The organism is Mesorhizobium sp. C416B, assembly GCF_030323165.1.
Lineage (GTDB): Bacteria > Pseudomonadota > Alphaproteobacteria > Rhizobiales > Rhizobiaceae > Mesorhizobium.
This window is the reverse complement of record NZ_CP100471.1, coordinates 5186483-5204021: the sequence shown is the minus strand read 5'-3', so window position 1 is coordinate 5204021 and position 17539 is coordinate 5186483. Positions and strand designations below refer to the sequence as shown.

General features: G+C 59.6%; 12 protein-coding genes. 4 read left to right on the top strand and 8 right to left on the bottom strand.

Features of this window, described 5'->3' with window-relative positions; genetic code table 11:
* Positions 1 to 589: 589 nt before the first annotated feature.
* The 3 genes from NLY43_RS25375 to NLY43_RS25365 all read right to left on the bottom strand — a co-directional run bounded on the left by NLY43_RS25375 (position 590) and on the right by NLY43_RS25365 (position 4943).
* A complete protein-coding gene (locus NLY43_RS25375; RefSeq protein WP_023696861.1) occupies positions 590 to 1744 on the bottom strand; it encodes a GNAT family N-acetyltransferase in 1155 nt (384 codons plus the stop codon).
* On the bottom strand, positions 1741 to 2733 hold the full coding sequence (locus NLY43_RS25370; protein ID WP_023686296.1) for a sterol desaturase family protein: 993 nt from the start codon (positions 2731 to 2733) through the stop codon (positions 1741 to 1743). The genes NLY43_RS25375 and NLY43_RS25370 overlap by 4 nt, the downstream gene beginning before the upstream one ends.
* 203 nt (positions 2734 to 2936) lie before the next feature.
* Positions 2937 to 4943 (bottom strand): heparinase II/III family protein, encoded by a 2007-nt coding sequence (locus NLY43_RS25365; protein WP_023671805.1) that lies wholly within the window; start codon positions 4941 to 4943, stop codon positions 2937 to 2939.
* 16 nt (positions 4944 to 4959) lie between these two features.
* Here NLY43_RS25365 and NLY43_RS25360 point away from each other — a divergent pair, with 16 nt between their 5' ends.
* Both NLY43_RS25360 and asnB read left to right on the top strand, forming a co-directional pair.
* The gene (locus tag NLY43_RS25360; protein ID WP_031192949.1) at positions 4960 to 6201 is read left to right on the top strand and encodes a glycoside hydrolase family 5 protein; all 1242 of its coding nucleotides are present in this window, start codon (positions 4960 to 4962) and stop codon (positions 6199 to 6201) included.
* Between the two features lie 222 nt (positions 6202 to 6423).
* The gene (gene asnB, locus NLY43_RS25355; RefSeq protein ID WP_023703936.1) at positions 6424 to 8313 is read left to right on the top strand and encodes an asparagine synthase (glutamine-hydrolyzing); all 1890 of its coding nucleotides are present in this window, start codon (positions 6424 to 6426) and stop codon (positions 8311 to 8313) included.
* Between the two features lie 18 nt (positions 8314 to 8331).
* On the opposite strand, the gene NLY43_RS25350 is transcribed toward asnB, so the two are convergent.
* The gene (locus tag NLY43_RS25350; RefSeq protein WP_023711004.1) at positions 8332 to 9450 is read right to left on the bottom strand and encodes a glycosyltransferase family 4 protein; all 1119 of its coding nucleotides are present in this window, start codon (positions 9448 to 9450) and stop codon (positions 8332 to 8334) included.
* Positions 9451 to 9618: 168 nt separating this feature from the next.
* Between NLY43_RS25350 and NLY43_RS25345 the strand changes: the two genes are divergently transcribed.
* Positions 9619 to 11058, top strand: a complete 1440-nt coding sequence (locus tag NLY43_RS25345; protein ID WP_023711003.1) for a lipopolysaccharide biosynthesis protein — start codon at positions 9619 to 9621, stop codon at positions 11056 to 11058.
* Positions 11059 to 11098: 40 nt separating this feature from the next.
* On the opposite strand, the gene NLY43_RS25340 is transcribed toward NLY43_RS25345, so the two are convergent.
* Genes NLY43_RS25340 through wecB form a run of 3 tightly spaced genes read right to left on the bottom strand, consistent with a single transcriptional unit; the run spans position 11099 to position 14383 of the window.
* Positions 11099 to 11902, bottom strand: a complete 804-nt coding sequence (locus NLY43_RS25340; RefSeq protein WP_023711002.1) for a WecB/TagA/CpsF family glycosyltransferase — start codon at positions 11900 to 11902, stop codon at positions 11099 to 11101.
* Positions 11899 to 13236: a UDP-N-acetyl-D-mannosamine dehydrogenase gene (gene wecC, locus NLY43_RS25335; protein ID WP_023711001.1), complete on the bottom strand. Its 1338-nt coding sequence runs from the start codon at positions 13234 to 13236 to the stop codon at positions 11899 to 11901. The genes NLY43_RS25340 and wecC overlap by 4 nt, the downstream gene beginning before the upstream one ends.
* A complete protein-coding gene (gene wecB / locus NLY43_RS25330; RefSeq protein ID WP_023711000.1) occupies positions 13229 to 14383 on the bottom strand; it encodes a non-hydrolyzing UDP-N-acetylglucosamine 2-epimerase in 1155 nt (384 codons plus the stop codon). Before wecB ends, wecC begins: the two co-directional genes overlap by 8 nt.
* A 609-nt stretch (positions 14384 to 14992) precedes the next feature.
* On the opposite strand from wecB, the gene NLY43_RS25325 reads away from it, so the two are divergent.
* Positions 14993 to 16033: a glucosamine inositolphosphorylceramide transferase family protein gene (locus NLY43_RS25325; protein ID WP_023710999.1), complete on the top strand. Its 1041-nt coding sequence runs from the start codon at positions 14993 to 14995 to the stop codon at positions 16031 to 16033.
* A gap of 41 nt (positions 16034 to 16074) precedes the next feature.
* Here NLY43_RS25325 and NLY43_RS25320 read toward each other — a convergent pair whose 3' ends face one another.
* Positions 16075 to 17178, bottom strand: coding sequence for an acyltransferase family protein (locus NLY43_RS25320; RefSeq protein WP_198025501.1), 1104 nt, complete (start codon positions 17176 to 17178; stop codon positions 16075 to 16077).
* Positions 17179 to 17539: the final 361 nt, after the last annotated feature.

Here is a 17539-nt window from a genome sequence, read left to right as displayed (position 1 = left end):
GAACGGTCAATCTCGTCGGCAGAAGAGCGTCCGAAAAGGGCTGTCGACGGCTCAATCGTGGGAACGAAAAAGCAAGAGAAGCAGAACTTTCGTGTGCGATTTTTGCACACGGCATCTCGTAACTGGCTGATTTTATTTATATATCCATCCAGTCCGTCATTGCCGAGGTTCGTGATTTTCGACGCTCGGAAATTGATTGCCGCTTACTCACGCTGAACGTCGCCGATAGCAAAAGAACGCTTCCTCAATAGTGGGTCTAACGATGTAGCGGTCTCCCGCTACCAGCCTACCTAAGCTGCTGAAATCATAGTAAAAACGCCGACCTATGGTAGCGCCCTGTCCGAAAAAATCTTCAATGATTCTCAGGACCTAGCCTGCTACCGTTGTGACGCCAACGAACGTGTTGCAACGCTTCGCAGACGACAAACTGCGCCTCGAGAGACGTGATTTGCGGGAATTGAAGTCTGCACCTGCGGACCCATTCGGTCCCAATTCCGAGGCGCAATCGACGCGGATTTTCGAATGGCGCGCCCATGTCGCACGCCAGCCCTCAACGCTCGGCGGCTTATGCCCAAGTTATCCAGCTAAATTAAGCAGTCTCATCGGGCGGGCGCTCTGGATTCGCCGACGCCAATCCGCGTGAGCGTACGCGGATCGTCTGACAGATACGATCAGCGAGAGAAGCGAGCGCGCCCTGCACAGTGCGTGCCCCAAGAACGGATTGGAGGGTAACGGCCTGTGTTGCAAACCTATGTTTGAAGGCCTCTCCGCCACAGAGGAAATCGACCAATCCTAAGCCGTGATCAAACGACCACTGTATATACTCCGTAATCAGGACCGCACCCGGCGACGCTCGGCTAAAGTCAGGGTCGTAGGTGGTAACGAATGCCATCATGACGTTGTGCTGGACGATGTTGATGGAAACCGCGACCATCGCACCATTGCATTCAAGTACGAAAATGCGCAGCACACCGGCGCGTGACAGCGCGTCCACCAGGGCGGCAAGAACCGGCTCGCCCTCTTCGAAAAGGTCGGATTCACGCGTGTGCTTTTCCAGCCATCTGCGCTTCAGCGCCGACAGTCGCTCCAGCAATGGCTGCAGCGGCTCGTCGGCCGACAGGAGGCGGAATTTCACTTCGCCTGTTTCTTCCAGTATCTTGATGCCGCGCCGATAGTTCTGGCGCATCTTTTTCGGCTGGTCCGCCAGCCATGCTGCTCCGCTGGCCCACTGTCCAGCGACGCGATAACTGACTTCCTCCCGGTGATTGGCGCGAAGCTTGACGCCGCTGGAAGAGCCCGGTGTAAAAATCCTGCGGGCTGCCGCATCCGGCGACAGACGATTGATAAAAGCAAGATCGAAGCCACCCGCCGAACAGATCCGGTTCCAGAGGTTCTGGAGGGCCGATAGGGAGCATTCCGGCGCGACAAGAATATCACCATAGTCCGTATAGCTATTGGCGGCCCATTCGAGGAGCCGAAGTCCTTTTCGTCTGCCGATCGCCAGGGGAATGACAGCGACCAGCCTGTCATCGCTCCATACCAGGCCGATCCGCAGCGAGCGCCGGTCGCGGTCACGCACGGTGCTCCACCATGCCGAAACCCAGGCATGGCTCTGAAAGATCAGTGCATGGGTACGATGCCATAGGTCTACCCATTCGGCTTCGATGGCGGCCAGGCGATCCGTCGAACTGACGATTTCCAGTCGCTCCGCACCAACAGCGTCAATCGAAGCCATTTTGTTCATGGTTGGAGACGGTCCTGCGGCTGCGCGACATCGATGCGCTTTTGAAAAAGTCGCATGATATGGTTTGCCATTTTCTTGAGCGGCAGCACGTAAAGTCCGAAAAGCGACTGATAGTCGCGTACGTCGCGATCTATCAGTCCAAACTTGAGGTCTTCGTCCGGATCCGGGATGAACTGCGTTCCGAATATGCGATCCCAGAATGAAAAAAGCAGCCCGAAATTCTTGTCGTAGTGGCGAGGGTCGACACTGTGATGCACCTGGTGCCAGTGCGGACACAAGATGACGCCGTTCAACCGGCCGAAGGAAATCTTCAGATGCGTGTGGCGAACAAAGTCCATCATGAGAATGTTGCGAATGACATAGACGTTGATGCCAAATATGGCGATCTCGACCGGATCAAGCGCAATCAGGCTCCACAAGCCGAAACTGATCCCCGGTATGACGCCGTCCCAGATCCGGTTCATCAGATCGTCCAGGGGGTGAACCCGGTCCTTGGTGATCCCAACCATCACTTCGGCCGAATGATGCACCTTGTGCAATTCCCACAGGAACGGGAAACGGTGCTGGGCAACGTGATATAGGTAGTAGGAGATATCGTAAGCAACGAGCATGGTTGCGGTGAAGAGGATGATCGTCACTGGGCCGGCGGGGCCGGGTATCAGCGGTTGCGAGATGCTGAAGAGCCAGCCGACTGCCTGGTTTGTTGCATATCCCGTGGCGGCAACGAAGGTGACACCGGCGGGAATGAGCAGGAAGGGCATCACCAGCCTTTTCGTGATCCAGAACAATGCGTCCGCTCGCGCCGATGGGTGCATGATGACTTCCGCGGGAAAGGCGAAGTCGAAAAAGTCCCGGAAGGATTTCTGTTCGACCGTTCGCCAGTAGGCGACCACCGCGCTCCCCAGCGCCGTGAGCAACAGGAGACCGAGTGTCAGCAGATCGATGTGTGAGAGTTTTTCCACGATCACTCTGGCGAATTCCGAAAACATCGATGCAGTGGCTCCTAGGTGGTGAAATGGTGATCCGGCTCGTCGCGAAGCACATATTGCCAGGCCTATCATATGCTGCCCGCAACTGTGTATCGGGATGCGACTGGCAGAACAATCATGGCCAAATTAGCAGATCAACGGTGTCAAAACCGCTAAATATCTGAACGTAATTAATGTCGAACGCTGCGCCTGCAACCTGCCCGTTATCGGGTCTGCGGCGGACTTGGCGCGAGCCGGATGACTACTCCCTTTTCGCCTACTTGGCCACGCCATGCGAGGCGTTCGGCTGGCTGCCTTGCACCAAAACGCGGCGAAACCCAGCCGCCCTGGCCCGGTGTGTCGCCGCCGGAACGGATGTGGATCGCTGCGTCTGGAAAGTGGATAGTCATCAAAGGTTCAGCGCCGCGCAATATCGTGACAATGTTTCCATCCCTGTTGGCGTGGAGGTCGGCGGCGAGTTGGAAGACGATCTCAGCGACGCGGCTGCCGCCGAGCAGTTGGTCGGTCACGAGGATGCCGTCGCCATCGCGTGTCACGGCGCGTTGATGCACAACGCCGAAGCGGCCTTTGTACCCGTCATGTCGGGCACACAGCCTCCAGTGCGGCCCCGGCTCGCTCTCCACCAATGTCGCAACCGCCTTGTGCGACCAGTTGAACGCCCCGGAGATGATGCTTTGGCTTTTACCCTCTAGGTTCAGCGTGTTGTGCGCCGGCGTCGAGCGGAACCAGTCGCGCCAGCCTCCCCCCGAACCATAGAGCCATGTGCCGGGGTCGACCAGCACCGGATCGCCGTCAATGCACAGGGTGAGCGACAGCGCGTCGGCATGACCGTGCGCCGCTATCGAAAGGTAGCCCAGCGGGCCGTGGTCGTATGTCAGATGGACGTTGCGACCATTCATCTCGCCGCGCCAGACGGAGAGCCCGCCTTGCGTGAATGTATGCAATCCATTCGGCACCGGCGCCGGCCGCGGTGGCGCGCCGAAGAAAAGCGCACGAAAATCGCCAGGCTCCGGTGCGCTGCCCGGCATCCGTAGAAAACCACGGATGGCGGCCGCGACCGATCCGACATAATCGGTTTCGCCCCCCAGCGTGATCACGCGGCCTTCATCATTGTCGCCGAAGCCGCTGGTTTTCGGCGGGAGCCAGCCTGCGAAATTGGCGAAAGCGGCCAAACGCGCTTCGACGGGCTGGGGAAAAGGCAGTCCGGCCTGGCGCGCCGCCGCAGCGCACAGCAGGAAAAGTTCGGCACTGAAGGCGGCGTAGGTCGGGGTCTGCTCGGCCCCGGCGCCATCGGCCAGGATCTGTTTGAGCACCTCAGCCAGGAGCGACTCGCGAGCCACCTCGGCCCCGAAAGCCAGACCGATCAAATATTCGCCAGCCAATTCCGCGACGAGATGGTTGTTGGCGGACGAAAAACGGGAGGGAAACCGCGGCAGCCAATAGGCGCTTGCCGCCAGTATTTCACCGACTTTTTCTCGCGTCGCCGCGCCAAGCCGGTCGCCGACGAGGTCGAGCGTGACAATCAGGCTGATGGCTCGTAGCGCGACCTCGATGCCCGAGGCCCAGCCAACGCCCCGAAATGGTGGGTTGGCGAAATGCCAGCTCTCGATCGCCGCCTCGATGGCCGCACGGGATTGATCATCGCCGGTGAGAAGCAGATGGGCAGCCAGTGGCGGCAGTTGCTGCAGCCGGTTGATTTCCCAGACATATTTTACATCGCCACGGCCGGTGGCATGGCGAAAATCGATATCGAAAGTATGGGTCTTGGGGCCTGGCCAAAGCCGGCCGGTCACCGGATCAAGGCGCCAGAGCTCGGGTGGAAAGAGAGTATAGGGGTCTCGCTGTGGCCAGGTCTGCCCAAGTGCTGAAAACTGGCCCCGAAGAGTGTTTTGCGCAGCCGCCTCGATAGCTTGCCGCTGGGCTGGTGTCGCAGCGGCCGGCACAGCATTCCGCAATCCGTGCAGCACCGGGTGCAACTGCGGCGACGCATAGCGCTGCCAGCCGTTGTCGCGGCGGCGCGAAACGGTCCTCCGGCGCTGCTCGTCCAACCGATGCAATATCTCGGCCAACTCCATGCTGCGCAATCGGTTGAAATACCACCCGACCCTCATCCGCGCTCCGCCAAGATTTTGATCCTCATACACCATCCCGTCGAAAAAGCGTGTGGCGGCATCCTCTTTTCCGTTCCCGCGGTTAATATCTTCGGCCATGACGCGGAGTTTTGCGATGAGAAAAGTTGTCTACGTCATAGCGTGCGCGCTTGGCATGGCTTTGTCAGCCGAGGCGGCGCCGATCCCGCTTGAGCGCGGCGTTGGCGTCCATGAATGGCTCAACTGGTCGCCGGTGGAGAAAGATGGTTCCTACAAATGGCCGCCCTATCGCAGCGAGAAGGAATGGCTTGCGGGCGGCAGGCCGCTCACCGATTGGCCGGACGGCGACCAGTTTGGTCGCATTCGATCCATGGGCTTCGACTTTGTCCGGCTGAGTGTCGACCCTGGCCCTCTGCTTGCCAGCGAGGGCGCCAAACGACAACAGGCGCTGGACATGCTTGCCGCTGCGGTGCAGCGGGTGGTTTCAAGCGGGCTCAAGGTGGTTTTCGATCTGCATGGCGTCAGCCAGGTTCCGGCCTACAGCATGGAAATGATCCATGGCGGGGCCGACAGCGAGGGTGTTGCCCGCTATCGCAAAATGGTAGTGGCGGTGGCTGCCATGCTGATCAAAATTGGCGCCGACAAGGTCGCCCTCGAGCCCTATAACGAGCCCGCCTACTACCCTTGCGATTCAAGCGGCAGCGATGACTGGCAGCGGATCATGGCAGGCACGGTTCGCGATATTCGCGCCGTCAGCAGCGAACTCACCATCGTCGCGACCGGCGCCTGCGGCGGGAGCATCGCGGGACTGGTCAACCTGGACCCCAACTTCGACGACCCCAACGTCTATTACAGCTTCCACATGTATGATCCGCACAGCTTCACGCACCAGCGGGCCGATGACAAGAACGCTTTCTCCTCCGGCCTTCCCTGGCCTGCCGACGCCAGCACGCCCGAAGTGGTCGCCGAAACCCTCAAGGCGCAGATGGACGCCGCCGGCTTGAGCCAGATCGAAGAGGTGATGAACATGGCCTCGGCGCGTGAAACGATCGCCCGATACTTTGAGCAGAATTGGGGGCAGAGCCAGCTCGAAGCGGGTTTCCGTCAGGCGGTCGACTGGGCTGAAGCCCATGGCATAGCGAGCAGACGCCTGTTCGTGGGCGAATTCGGCGTTATCCTGATGTCTGCGGATGGCCGCATGGGAGCTTTCGATGCTGATCGCCTGCGCTATCTCATGGCAGTGCGCAGAGAGGCGGAACGCTTCGCGATGCCGTGGTCGGCCTGGGAATTCTCCAATCCTTACGGAATGAGTGTTATCCAACCCAAGGGGCCTGCGATCCCGGACCGGGAGATGTTGCGGGCACTGGGCCTGCCATAACTCGTCATCGGGTCAGGATCGGTTCGAGCGGTCTGCCTGGTTGCTGGCGATCAATCGCGTGAAACCCAAGGACTGTCGTCTCCAGTTGCAGCCGAGAGGGCCTGATCGAACCAAATCAGGCTCAGTTTTAAAATCACTCCACCGAGCAGCTATTTAATATATTCGCTGTAGATTGGTGTCCTCGATCATACGCAAACAAGGGAAAGAGGGCCAAGGGAAAGAATGTGCGGAATTGCCGGCTGGATTGGGCGCAGGGTCGAGAAGCCACAAGATCGGGCCGCCGGGATGTCGAATGCCTTGCAGCATCGTGGTCCCGATGCCGAAGGCATCGAACTCCTGGACCTGAACACAGGCGAGGACCAGTTGGCATTGGTGCATCGCCGCCTGGCGATTATTGACTTAAACGCCGATTCAAATCAGCCGATGCAGACCGAGGACGGACGGCTCCGGATTATTTTCAACGGCGAAATATACAACTACATCGAGTTGCGTGAGGAGTTGATCGGTCTCGGCCACCGTTTTCGCACACGCTCCGACACGGAAGTGCTGCTCAGGGCTTATGACCAGTGGCGCCTGGCCATGTTCGACCGATTGAGCGGGATGTTCGCTTTTGCGCTGTGGGACGCTCAACGGCGCGAATTGATCCTCGCTCGCGACCCCTTTGGAAAAAAACCCCTTTACCTCATGCAAGGCAGAAATTTGCTGTCGTTTGCCTCGGAGATCAGCGCGTTGTTGTCTGCGCAGCCAGATGGCCAGCAGCTCGATCTGGATGGAGTGCGCGAGTATCTGACCTGGCGTTACGTGCCTGGACCGCGGACGCTTTTCAAACAGATCCGCAAGCTCAACCCGGGAAGCTACGCTGTGTGGTCGCAAGGGGAAGTAACGGAAACGCGCTACTATGCGCCCCCGGATCAGACCGATCTGACAGCGGATATCGATCCAGGAACCGCCAAGCGGCGATTTCTGGAATTGCTCGACCGTTCTGTCGAGATCAGGATGCGCAGTGATGCGCCGTTTGGCGCCTTTCTGTCCGGGGGCCTCGACTCGTCGGCAATCGTTGCCCTGATGACCAGGCACAGCGACAACCCCATTCGTACGTTTTCGGTCGGTTTCAGCGAACAGGCTTACAGCGAGCTTCCATTCGCCCGGCGCGTCGCCGATCATTTCAAGACCGATCATTGCGAAATCGTCATCCAGGCGGATGACCTGATGAATCATCTGCCCAAGATGGTCCGCCATCGGGGGGCACCTGTTTCACAAAGTACGGACATTCCAATTTACCTGATGTCGGTTCGAGCCTCGCAGGACGTCAAGATGGTGCTTACGGGCGAAGGTGCGGACGAGATACTCGGCGGCTACCCCAAACATCGCGCAGAGTCTCTGGCGGGTGTCTACCGGTCACTTGTTCCAGCGTCGCTTCACAACAATCTCCTCGCCCCTTTGATGCGCGCATTGCCCGGCGCATCGGCCAAGTTCGATACATTTGCCCGAAGCGCGGGTGAACGGGACTTTGCCACCCGGATGATCTCCTGGTTTGGAGCCATGACGGCGCGGGAACGCGATTCGCTCCTCGGTGGGTTGGCCACTTGCGGCCATGACTGCAACGATTTCCCGTTCTCTTCGAGTGTGACGGAATCTCATCTGCGCCGTGTGTTGTTTTTTGATCAGACATCGTGGTTGCCCGACAACCTCTTGGAACGGGGCGACCGAGTGATGATGGCCGGTTCAATCGAGGGGCGAATGCCATTCCTTGATCGCGATCTGGTTTCCTTCGTCAGCCAACTGCCCGATCGTTACAGGCTGGGCTTCCTGCACAGCAAACAGATCCTGCGCGACTGCATGGCCGGCATGGTTCCCGACGAGGTCCTCAACCGCCCAAAGATCGGCTTCAAGGTGCCCGTCGCCGAATGGTTCCGCGGGCCGATGAGCGATTATGTACGGGACCATCTGTGTTCGTCCCATTCGGTCATCCGTAGCTATTTGAGCGCCAAGAAGCTGGACCAGATTGTCAGGGAGCACGCCGAGCGCGCCGCGGACCACGAAAAACTGATATGGGCGCTTTTGAACCTGGAGATATTCCACCGCGAATTCGCGCTTGGCCCGCCGCAGTGACGACAATGAAGGACAGCGTCAGCGCTTGACCGATCGCGCCTCGGACGCGACCGATCTCCAGACATCGCAGATCGCGTCGACAAACGGTGCAAGCTCAAGCCTTTCCCGGTGCACCGCCATGGCGGCGGCGCCAAGCCGCGCGCGCAGCGCCGTATCCTCGACCAGCCGAGTTAACGCCTCGGTCAACGCCGCCACATCGCCGGGCGGCACCAACAGACCGGATTGTTCGTGGGTGATGATGTCCTCGACCGCGCCAACCGGGGTGGCCACGACAGCCAGGCCGGCCGCCATGCCTTCGATCACCGACATTGGCAGATTTTCGGCGAACGAGGGGAGCACCAGAATATCGGCCGAAGCGATCAGTGATGCGACCTCGTCAGGTCCCACCCAGCCCGGAAAAGCAATACGGTCGGCAATCCCTAGAGCGACCGACCTCGCTCGTGCCGGCTCGACCTCACCATCGCCGGCGATCGTGGCACGCCAACCCCTGAGATGTTTCATCCGCTCCAGCGCCTCGCCCAACTGCGGCACGCCCTTTCGCTCGCCGATGCGGCCGAGGAACAGGATGTGCACGTGATCGCCTCCGCCGACATGCGCCAGGGAAGGAACTGCCGTGGCGTTGGGAACGATGACAATATTGCCGCCGTTCGCCGGTGCCCGGCTGGCGACGAAATCGCGCCAAAGCCCCCCCAGGACAATCACCCGGCCGGCATGCTCGAACAGAGCCCTGATACGGCGGCTCATGAAACTATGATCATCTTTCCAGAATGTCTGATACTGCGCCCCATGCAGATGAAGGACATACGGTATCGACAACAGCCTGGCGCAGGCGGCGATAATCATCTTCCGATAGGTGCTGCCGGAGACCGATATATTGATGTGAATGACGTCGGCGCGTCTGTCGAGGCGGGCCGCAAGCATCCGCGCGCAAAAACCAAGCATGTAGAAGATCGAAAGCCCGACATGTCCCGGGCCACGGCTGGAAAGAAAGCGCAGATCGATGTCGGCGATCTCTTGCCGTTCGAACTCCTGCTTCAGCGCCCCCATGATCCGGTCGATGCCGCCTTGTCCCGAAACGCCCGAGGGCGTTGCGACCAGGACATGTATTTTTCTATTGTGGGCGAGACGCTGCAACATGACACCATTTGGATTGCGGATGCCGGGTGACCGTAAAGCAAAGGTTCCAAAAAAGATTTACGACAAATCTTTTGGTTCAAACTGTATCCGTTCACCCTTTGCCGTCATCGTGCTGGAATTCCCGTCGGTCAACGGTTAATCGACGGCAAATTTTCCGGGAACAACCCTTTGCTGCTCCGTTCCACACTCATCTATGGCCCAGCTATTCTGCTGACGCGGGTTTCCGCTCTGCTCCTGCTGGTCGTCATGACGCGGCTGATCGACCAGACGGAGTATGGCCTGCTGACCCTGGTGGTCACCGTGGGCGAAATGACGGATGTTGCCGTTACCAACTGGCTGCGCATTGCCTTGTTGCGGCTTGGCGGAAAAGGCGACGTCAGCCGTGGCAGCCTGATGCTTGCCGGACAGGTATTGCTTGTCACCACGGTGCTGGCCCTGATCATATCCGTGATCGCCTCGGCGGTGATCGTGCCGGAGCGCTGGATCGAATTTGCAATCGCCGTCTGCAGCTATCTGATTGCCGGCTCCATGAGCCGGTTCGCGTTGACGGTGCTGCAAATGCAGCAGCGTCATTCCCTCTATTCGATGCTTGAATATCTGCGCGGCCTGCTGCAACTCGCCTTGCCGATCGCCGCCATCCTTATCTTCCAACGCTCGTTTCTGACGGTATCGCTCGGCTCGAGCCTCGCCGTGCTGATTGCCGGCATCGTGGCGTGCGTGGTGGCATCCGGGCGCGTTATTGGCGGCCCGCCGCGCTTCACCCACAAGGAGTTTTTTGCCCTCGGCGTGCCCCTGGTCATCATGGCGCTGGTCGGTTTCGGTCTCAACAGCGCTGAACGCGTCTTCCTCAAGCTCTACTACGATGCCGGCGCGGTGGCCGTCTTCGCAGCCGCCTACGCATTGGCTCGGCAGCCGATCGATATGGTCGCCAACGCAATCAACATGGGCGCATTTCCAGAAGTGGTCAGCCGCTTCGACGAAGAGGGATCCGAGGCGTCCGGGCGGTTGTTGTCGCAACTCATGGCCTTGATGATACGCCTTTGCCTGCCGGTCGCAGCAATGCTTATCGCGCTCAGCGGCGACATCACGCGACTCCTGCTGCCCGCGGAATATCATGGTCGCTTCGGCCTGCTGTTCCCGATCATCGCCTTCAGCGTTCTTTGTGCCAATCTCACAAGCTTCGTTTATGGCGTCGTGGTGCACGCACATAAGCGGCCGTGGTTGCTGATCATCGCCAATTCCTTCGGCTCGGTGGCAACGATTTCACTGTCTTTTCTGTTGATTCCCACCATGGCGGAGGTTGGCGCGGCGTTGGCGTTGGCGGGCGGATCGCTGGCAGGTCTTGCAGCCTGCATCGTCATCGCCGAGAGGCTCACGCCGGTGCCGGTGCCCTGGCGCGACATCGCTGTCTCAATCATAATTTCTATCTGCACCGGATTGGCCGCCAGCCTCGCCAGCACTGCGCTGGGCTATATGCCGGCGATCTTTCCGCTCGCGGCGGGCGGCGTCGCCGGCGCTGCGGCTTTCCTGGGACTGACCTGGTTGTTTCACCCCGCGGCCGTGACGCATTTCATCGGCAAGCTAAGGGCACGGCTCCGGATCGCATAAATCCCGCGCTATGAGGCATGCTTGTCTGAAAGTCGCGAGCTTACGGATTGACGTTTCGGCGTCCCCGGCGAGACCAGAACTCACGCCACAGCAGCAGTGCATAGGCGGTGTTGGTATCGTAGTAGCGGCGCCACAAGCGTCGCGGCTCCTGCGCCACGCGGAACAGCCACTCCAGGCCGGCCGCCTGAACCAGTTTCGGTGCCCGGGCGACCTTTCCACCATAGACGTCGAAGCTGCCGCCCACGCCCATGACGAAACTCGGAGCGAGTACGTCGCGATAGCGCTTGAGAAAGCGCTCCTTGCTCGGCGTCGGCATCGCCACAAACAGGCAGTCGGCACCTGAAGCGTTGATGGCCTCGACGATCGCGGCCTCTTCCTCCGCCTTGAAATACCCATTGCGCCGGCCGGCAATGGCCAGGCTCGGATGATCTCTGGCAAGTCGGCTTTCAACTGCGTCGAGAATGTGCTGTTCAGCGCCCAGAAGGTAGGGGCGATAGCCACGCTTGACGCACAGCGCAAGCAGGTTGATCATGACGTCGACGCCGGTCACACGCTCCGGCAACTCGACGCCGCAGAGCCGCGCGCCCCAAAGCACGCCTTTGCCGTCGACATTGACCATATCCGCCCCGACGACATCCTCGAGCAGTTCGGCATTCTTGCGCATGTTCACAAGCTTGGCGACGTTCACGACAACATGATGAAGCGGTCGCCGCGTCGCCATCGCCTCGTCTGCGATGGCCAGCGTCTCGGCCATGGTCAGCGCATGGATGGTCGCACCGAGAAACTCGCGGCGGCGTGATGCCAATAGAGAGTGTTGCGCCCATGCCGGGTCATGCGAGTTCATGCCGCTTCTCCGGTGCGAGCGAGAGACTGCGAGCGTTCCATTTCGGATTTCTTGCCTTCGATGCGGGCGTCGGGCTTGCGCGCCTTGCGCCAGGTCCACAGGCCCCGTGTGTCGACGAGCTTCTTGTCCTTGAGCGCTTCGGGATCGATCAGATTGAATTGTCGATGGTCGACCAGCAGGACGACGATATCGGATTGGTCAATAGCGGAAAGTGCATCGGTGAACATCACGCCGCTGCCCTCGAGCTCGTGTGGCAACTTACGCGCATTGGGCTCGGCAGCGACGATCTTGATATTGGGAATCTTGGACAGAAGCTTAACAACCTCGACAGCCGGGCTCTCGCGCATATCGTCGATATTGGGTTTGAAGCTGAGGCCAAGACAGGCGATCGTCTGCTTGCGGGTCGGATCGAGCAATGCCTCGATGTCCCTGACCACCGACAAGGGTCGCTCGGAATTGATGCGCCGCGCCGAACTGATCAGCCGCGTATTGTTCGGTGCGGCGTCGATGATAAAATACGGATCGATCGCAATGCAGTGGCCGCCCACGCCCGGGCTCGGCTGCAGGATGTTCACGCGAGGATGCCGGTTGGCGAGATCGATTACCTCCCAGACATTGAGCGACAGATCCTGGCACACCGCCGCAAGCTCATTGGCGAACGCGATATTGACATCGCGGAACGCATTTTCGGTCAGCTTAACCAGTTCCGCACTTTCGGCCTGGGTTATGAACAGGTCGCCGGCGACGAAGCTTGAATAGAGTGCCGCTGTCCGCTCCGAAGACTTTCGGGACAGTCCGCCGATCGAGCGATCATTGTTGATCAGCTCGGTCAGCACCTTTCCCGGCAGCACGCGCTCGGGAGAGTAGGCGACCAGGACGTCAGCTTCCTCGCCATGCGCGACGGGAAATTTGAGATCGGGTCGCAGTTCCGCGAGCAGCGCTGTCATGACGCGCGTCGTGCCGACCGGCGATGTTGATTCCAGCACCACCAGGTCGTCCCGTTTTAGCACCGGAGCGATGCTTCGCGCTGCCGCAAGCACGTAGCTGACATCCGGCTTGCGGTCCGGGGTGATCGGAGTTGGAACGGCGATAATATAGGCATCGGCCGGCTGAGGCGTGCTGAATGCCTTGAGCTTGCCATTGGCGACGACTTTCTGGATCAAACCATCCAGGTCCGGTTCGATGATGTGAATTTCGCCGCGGTTGACCTTCGCGACCACCGCCTCGTTGACATCGACACCGATGACATCGAGTCCGCGGCTGGCAAAAATGGCGCAGGTCGGCAGGCCGATATAGCCCATGCCGATAACGGAAACGGTTTTGATTTCAGCCATGATTCAGCAATTCCTCAACGATCCGGGTCGCAGCTCGGCCATCGCCGTATGGGTTGTGCCTCTCCGCCATGCCGCGATAGACGCTCTCATCATCGAGCAGGCTATTGGCATTGGCCAGAATTTTTTCGATATCGGTACCGACCAGCCGGGCAGTACCAGCGGCGATCCCTTCGGGTCGCTCCGTGTTTTCCCGCATCACCAGCACCGGCTTGCCGAGTGAAGGCGCCTCTTCCTGCACGCCGCCGCTGTCGGTCAACACCAGGTAGCTCTGTTTCTGCAGGTACAGGAACGGCAAATAGTCCTGCGGGTCGATCAGGTGGATGTTCGGCACCGTCCCGATTTCGGCGTCGACCACGGAGCGCACATTCGGGTTGGGATGGACCGGGTAGATGATCTGCACATCCCTGCGCGCCGACAATGCCTTCAGCGCGGTGCAGATTCTCTGGATGCCGCCATCGAAATTCTCACGGCGATGACCGGTGACGAGGATCATTTTCTTGGTCGGATCGATGAAGGGGAAACGAGCGGCGAGCTTGGCGTTCATCAGCTCGTCGGCATCGATCTCGCTGGAGAAATGCAGCAGCGTGTCGATCACGGTATTGCCGGTTACGAAGATGGTGTTCGCAGCCTTTCCTTCGGCGATGAGATTGTCGCGCGCCTCGGTGGTCGGCGCAAAATGCCAGGTGGCGATGTTGCCGGCAATCTTGCGGTTCAGTTCCTCCGGAAAGGGAGAGTTGATGTTGTGGCTGCGCAATCCCGCCTCGATATGGGCCACCGGAATGCGCTTGTAGAAGGCAGCTAGAGCCGCGGTCATCGCGGTGGTTGTGTCGCCCTGGACGATGACGATGTCCGGCTTCGCCTTCTCCAGCACCCCCGCCATTCCGAGGAGCACGCGCGAGGTCACGTCGAACAACGTCTGACCTGGCTGCATGATGTTGAGATCGTAGTGCACCGGCAGGCCCGTCAGTTCAATGACCTGATCGACCATCTCGCGATGCTGGCCCGTCACACATATTTCCGTGGTGAAGCCTGGATGGGCGAGCGCGGCGCGCGCCACCGGAAAACATTTGAGCGCCTCCGGCCTCGTGCCGAACACGATCAGCAGTTTTCGCCTCGAGGGCAAGTTCGGATGTGAAACGGCGTTCATGGTTGACCCTGGTCACCGAAAGCGTGGGCGCCCGGCTGACATGTGCTTTCAGCCTAACAATAGCGCCCTGAACCGCCTTCGTATTCAAAAAAATTAACGTATGATTAACGCTAGAGTCCGCAGCCCCCCTTGGGCAACCCTTGCCAGGAACTGTGGGGAAAGATACCAGAGCAAAGCCATTTTTTGCTTTAACGAGAATAACTTGGGTTGACTAATATTTTAATCATCGGCCACGCCGTCGCATCCCGGCGCTGGGAAAATGAGCTTTTCATGCGGTTGGGTGCGGCAGGTTATGTGGTCTCGAGTTGCCACGCGCCGGCGCCGGCGCCAACCGCTCGGGGGCTGGACACTGTCTTGGCGATCGAGAGCCGGCGTTTCGGTCCCTCGCTGGCGGGCCGGTCCGAGCCGTTGCCGCCCATCGATCGCGGCCCTCCGGACCTCGTCATAGATCTCACTGCCAGCGCAACGGGGCAAGACGCGCCAGTCCTGAGGCTCGAATTTTGCGGTCGCAACAGCTTTCCAGCCGGCGTTGCCGCAATGTTGGCGAGCGGACAATTGCCTGAACTTGGCGCTCGCCTCGATGGCGTTGTCGTGGCCCAGGCTAGACCGATGCTGGCAGACAGGCTCTGGCTATCTCGAAGCTGCAACGACCTGCTCGCCGGCGCCATGTCGCTGATCATGCAAACCGTCGCCCGCTTCTTTGCGGGCAAGCTTGTGCCGGTAAGCGACAACCCGGTGCCGATCCTGAAGAACGACAGTTTTGTTCGACACTATGTGCCCCTTTTCGGCAGGGCTTTGATCGATCGCGCCGTGCAAAAAATCAGGCGGGGACGACGCCCCTTCTATTGGCAGGTTGCCTATCGGGTGATCGACGGACCAGGCATCGCCGAAACCGGGCAACTCGACGGCAAACCGTTCACAGTCCTGCCGGACGATGGCCAACGCTTCTATGCCGACCCGTTCGTCTTCGAGGCCGACCGCCGCCATCATCTGTTTGTCGAGGAATTCCCCTACGCGACGAGTCGCGGCGTGATTTCCGTCGCCGAGCTCGGTGACGATGGCACTTTCGGTGTTCCAAGGGTTGTATTGGAGGAAGCGCACCACCTGTCGTATCCGCAGGTGTTCGCACACGATGGCGAGATTTTCATGATCCCCGAAAGTGGTTCGGCTCGCGAACTTGTGCTCTATCGCGCGGCGCAGTTTCCCGACCGCTGGGTCCGCGACACGGTGCTGATGACGGACAGGGATTTCAACGACGCGACGCTGCTCGAATCCGACGGTCGCTTCTGGCTGGTTGGAACGGAGCGGTTCGGCTACGGCAGCGCATCGGACACGATGGCGGTCTATTGCGCGCCCTCGCTGCGCGGGCCATGGGTCGCCCATCCGCTCAATCCCATTGCCGTCGATCATTCGGCCACCCGGCCGGGCGGCGCCTTTATCCGCCAGGACGATGCCCTGGTGCTGCCGGTGCAGAACGGATCGAGGGCCTATGGCGGTGGTCTGGGGCTGATGCGGCTTGAGCGACTCGACGCGTCCGATGTCCGTTTTGCCTCGCCCCGGCCGATCGGCGCGGGTCCGGCATGGGCACGCACGGGCATTCATACGCTTAACCGCGCCGGCAATGTCGAGGTCGTGGACAGCGCGGGCTGACTGAAGCGCTGAAAGCCGTGAGCGTCCCGTTGCGTGCCTGCTTATTTGTTCTCCGTGGCAATATGAGGAAGCGGTGTGTTTCTCGTCTTCCTTCTGCCGTTCAGGGTCTGAAGAATCGGCTTCTCGATCGTCTCGTAAATCACCAGACTGACGAGGCAGGCTGCCACGATGCTGACCACCGACACCAACAATACCGTTGTCGGATGCTCGTATCCGACGGTGCGTCTGGCCAGGTACGCCACAGCGCCGATCACGAAGATATGCGACAGATAAAGCGCGTAGGAAGCGTCGCCCAACTGCTCGAGAAGGCTCCAGTGCATGAGTTTCGGCTCCAGAATGAGGCTGAGATGAAGCATGCCCGCCGCCCACATTGCTTGTCCCGCGAAGCTGATCTGACCCAAGAGCGGCGTACCGTCATCGACGAATGAAAGCACCACGCCTGCAGCGGTCATTACGCCGAATATCCAGGCATGGCGTATGTCGGAAGTGAAATCACCGTCCAAATAGCGCCGCCCTATCCACATGCCGATTACGAATGCCACCGGAGAAGGGTTGAGATAGAACTGGATAACAGGGTTGGTGGGAGCCAACCACAGCCCGGCTATCCACATCGCAATGAAAAAGACCGTCAGCACAAATACGCGCGAGGTCACGGACAGGAATGCGAACACCGCAAAAGCGATATAGAAAAATACCTCGTAATTGAGCGTCCAGCCGAGTGAGAGGATTGGACTGGCGCTATCCCGTCCAGGCGCTTCGTGAACAATGAAGAGGAGCGACTGGAGATAGTGGGGCCATGTAAAGACGGTCTTCTGGAAGAGACTTGGCGCGAGCGCCGCCAGAACCGCGGCGAGGCTGGTGAAAAGCCAGTAAAGGGGGATGATCCGGATTGCTCGGCGTTTCAGGAAGGTGGCAGCGGAAAACGGACCATCTCCCGTGATATGGACCATTATGAAACCGCTGATGACAAAGAACAGAACGACGCCCAGGCGGCCCGCCGTCACAATAATCAGATTGTCCACGCCAATCTGATAGGAAAAGGCGTGTGCGAACAGAACCAGCAAGGCGGCGCAGGCGCGAAGATACTGAATCGAATAGAATTTCTTCACCTTGATCTCCTGCGCTTTGCCGGCGCCTGATGCCATTGTGCCGTCCACAGGCAGCGCGTCGGGCGCCGTGCAAAGCATCGCCATCAATACGACCGGCCAATTAAGTGTGGGTTACCGAGTTCACGAAATAGCGTAAATCCGGCTGCCGATGCATGTCGCGCAAGTGCATTGCGTGCATTCGTTCCCACGCGGCGCACTTTGGTGAGATTTCAATGAGCGGTGTCCGGCTTTTCGGCAAAGCTGACATGTGGCGGCCCATGCCCGGCATCGCCACTGTTAAGATCGGGTTATCCATATTCCTTTACGTTCGTGCAGGAAAATGTACCCGGGGTGCGTTCGTCCCCTGCCATCTCAATCGCAAGCCGCAACGCTGGTCAGATAATCGTGAGTGTCACCC

Coding starts and splice junctions, on each gene's coding strand:
- NLY43_RS25375 (WP_023696861.1), bottom strand. CDS start 1,744: ATGAACAAAATGGCTTCGATTGACGCTGTTGGTGCGGAGCGACTGGAA.
- NLY43_RS25370 (WP_023686296.1), bottom strand. CDS start 2,733: ATGTTTTCGGAATTCGCCAGAGTGATCGTGGAAAAACTCTCACACATC.
- NLY43_RS25365 (WP_023671805.1), bottom strand. CDS start 4,943: ATGGCCGAAGATATTAACCGCGGGAACGGAAAAGAGGATGCCGCCACA.
- NLY43_RS25360 (WP_031192949.1), top strand. CDS start 4,960: ATGAGAAAAGTTGTCTACGTCATAGCGTGCGCGCTTGGCATGGCTTTG.
- asnB (WP_023703936.1), top strand. CDS start 6,424: ATGTGCGGAATTGCCGGCTGGATTGGGCGCAGGGTCGAGAAGCCACAA.
- NLY43_RS25350 (WP_023711004.1), bottom strand. CDS start 9,450: ATGTTGCAGCGTCTCGCCCACAATAGAAAAATACATGTCCTGGTCGCA.
- NLY43_RS25340 (WP_023711002.1), bottom strand. CDS start 11,902: ATGAACTCGCATGACCCGGCATGGGCGCAACACTCTCTATTGGCATCA.
- wecC (WP_023711001.1), bottom strand. CDS start 13,236: ATGGCTGAAATCAAAACCGTTTCCGTTATCGGCATGGGCTATATCGGC.
- wecB (WP_023711000.1), bottom strand. CDS start 14,383: ATGAACGCCGTTTCACATCCGAACTTGCCCTCGAGGCGAAAACTGCTG.
- NLY43_RS25325 (WP_023710999.1), top strand. CDS start 14,993: ATGCTGGCAGACAGGCTCTGGCTATCTCGAAGCTGCAACGACCTGCTC.
- NLY43_RS25320 (WP_198025501.1), bottom strand. CDS start 17,178: ATGGCATCAGGCGCCGGCAAAGCGCAGGAGATCAAGGTGAAGAAATTC.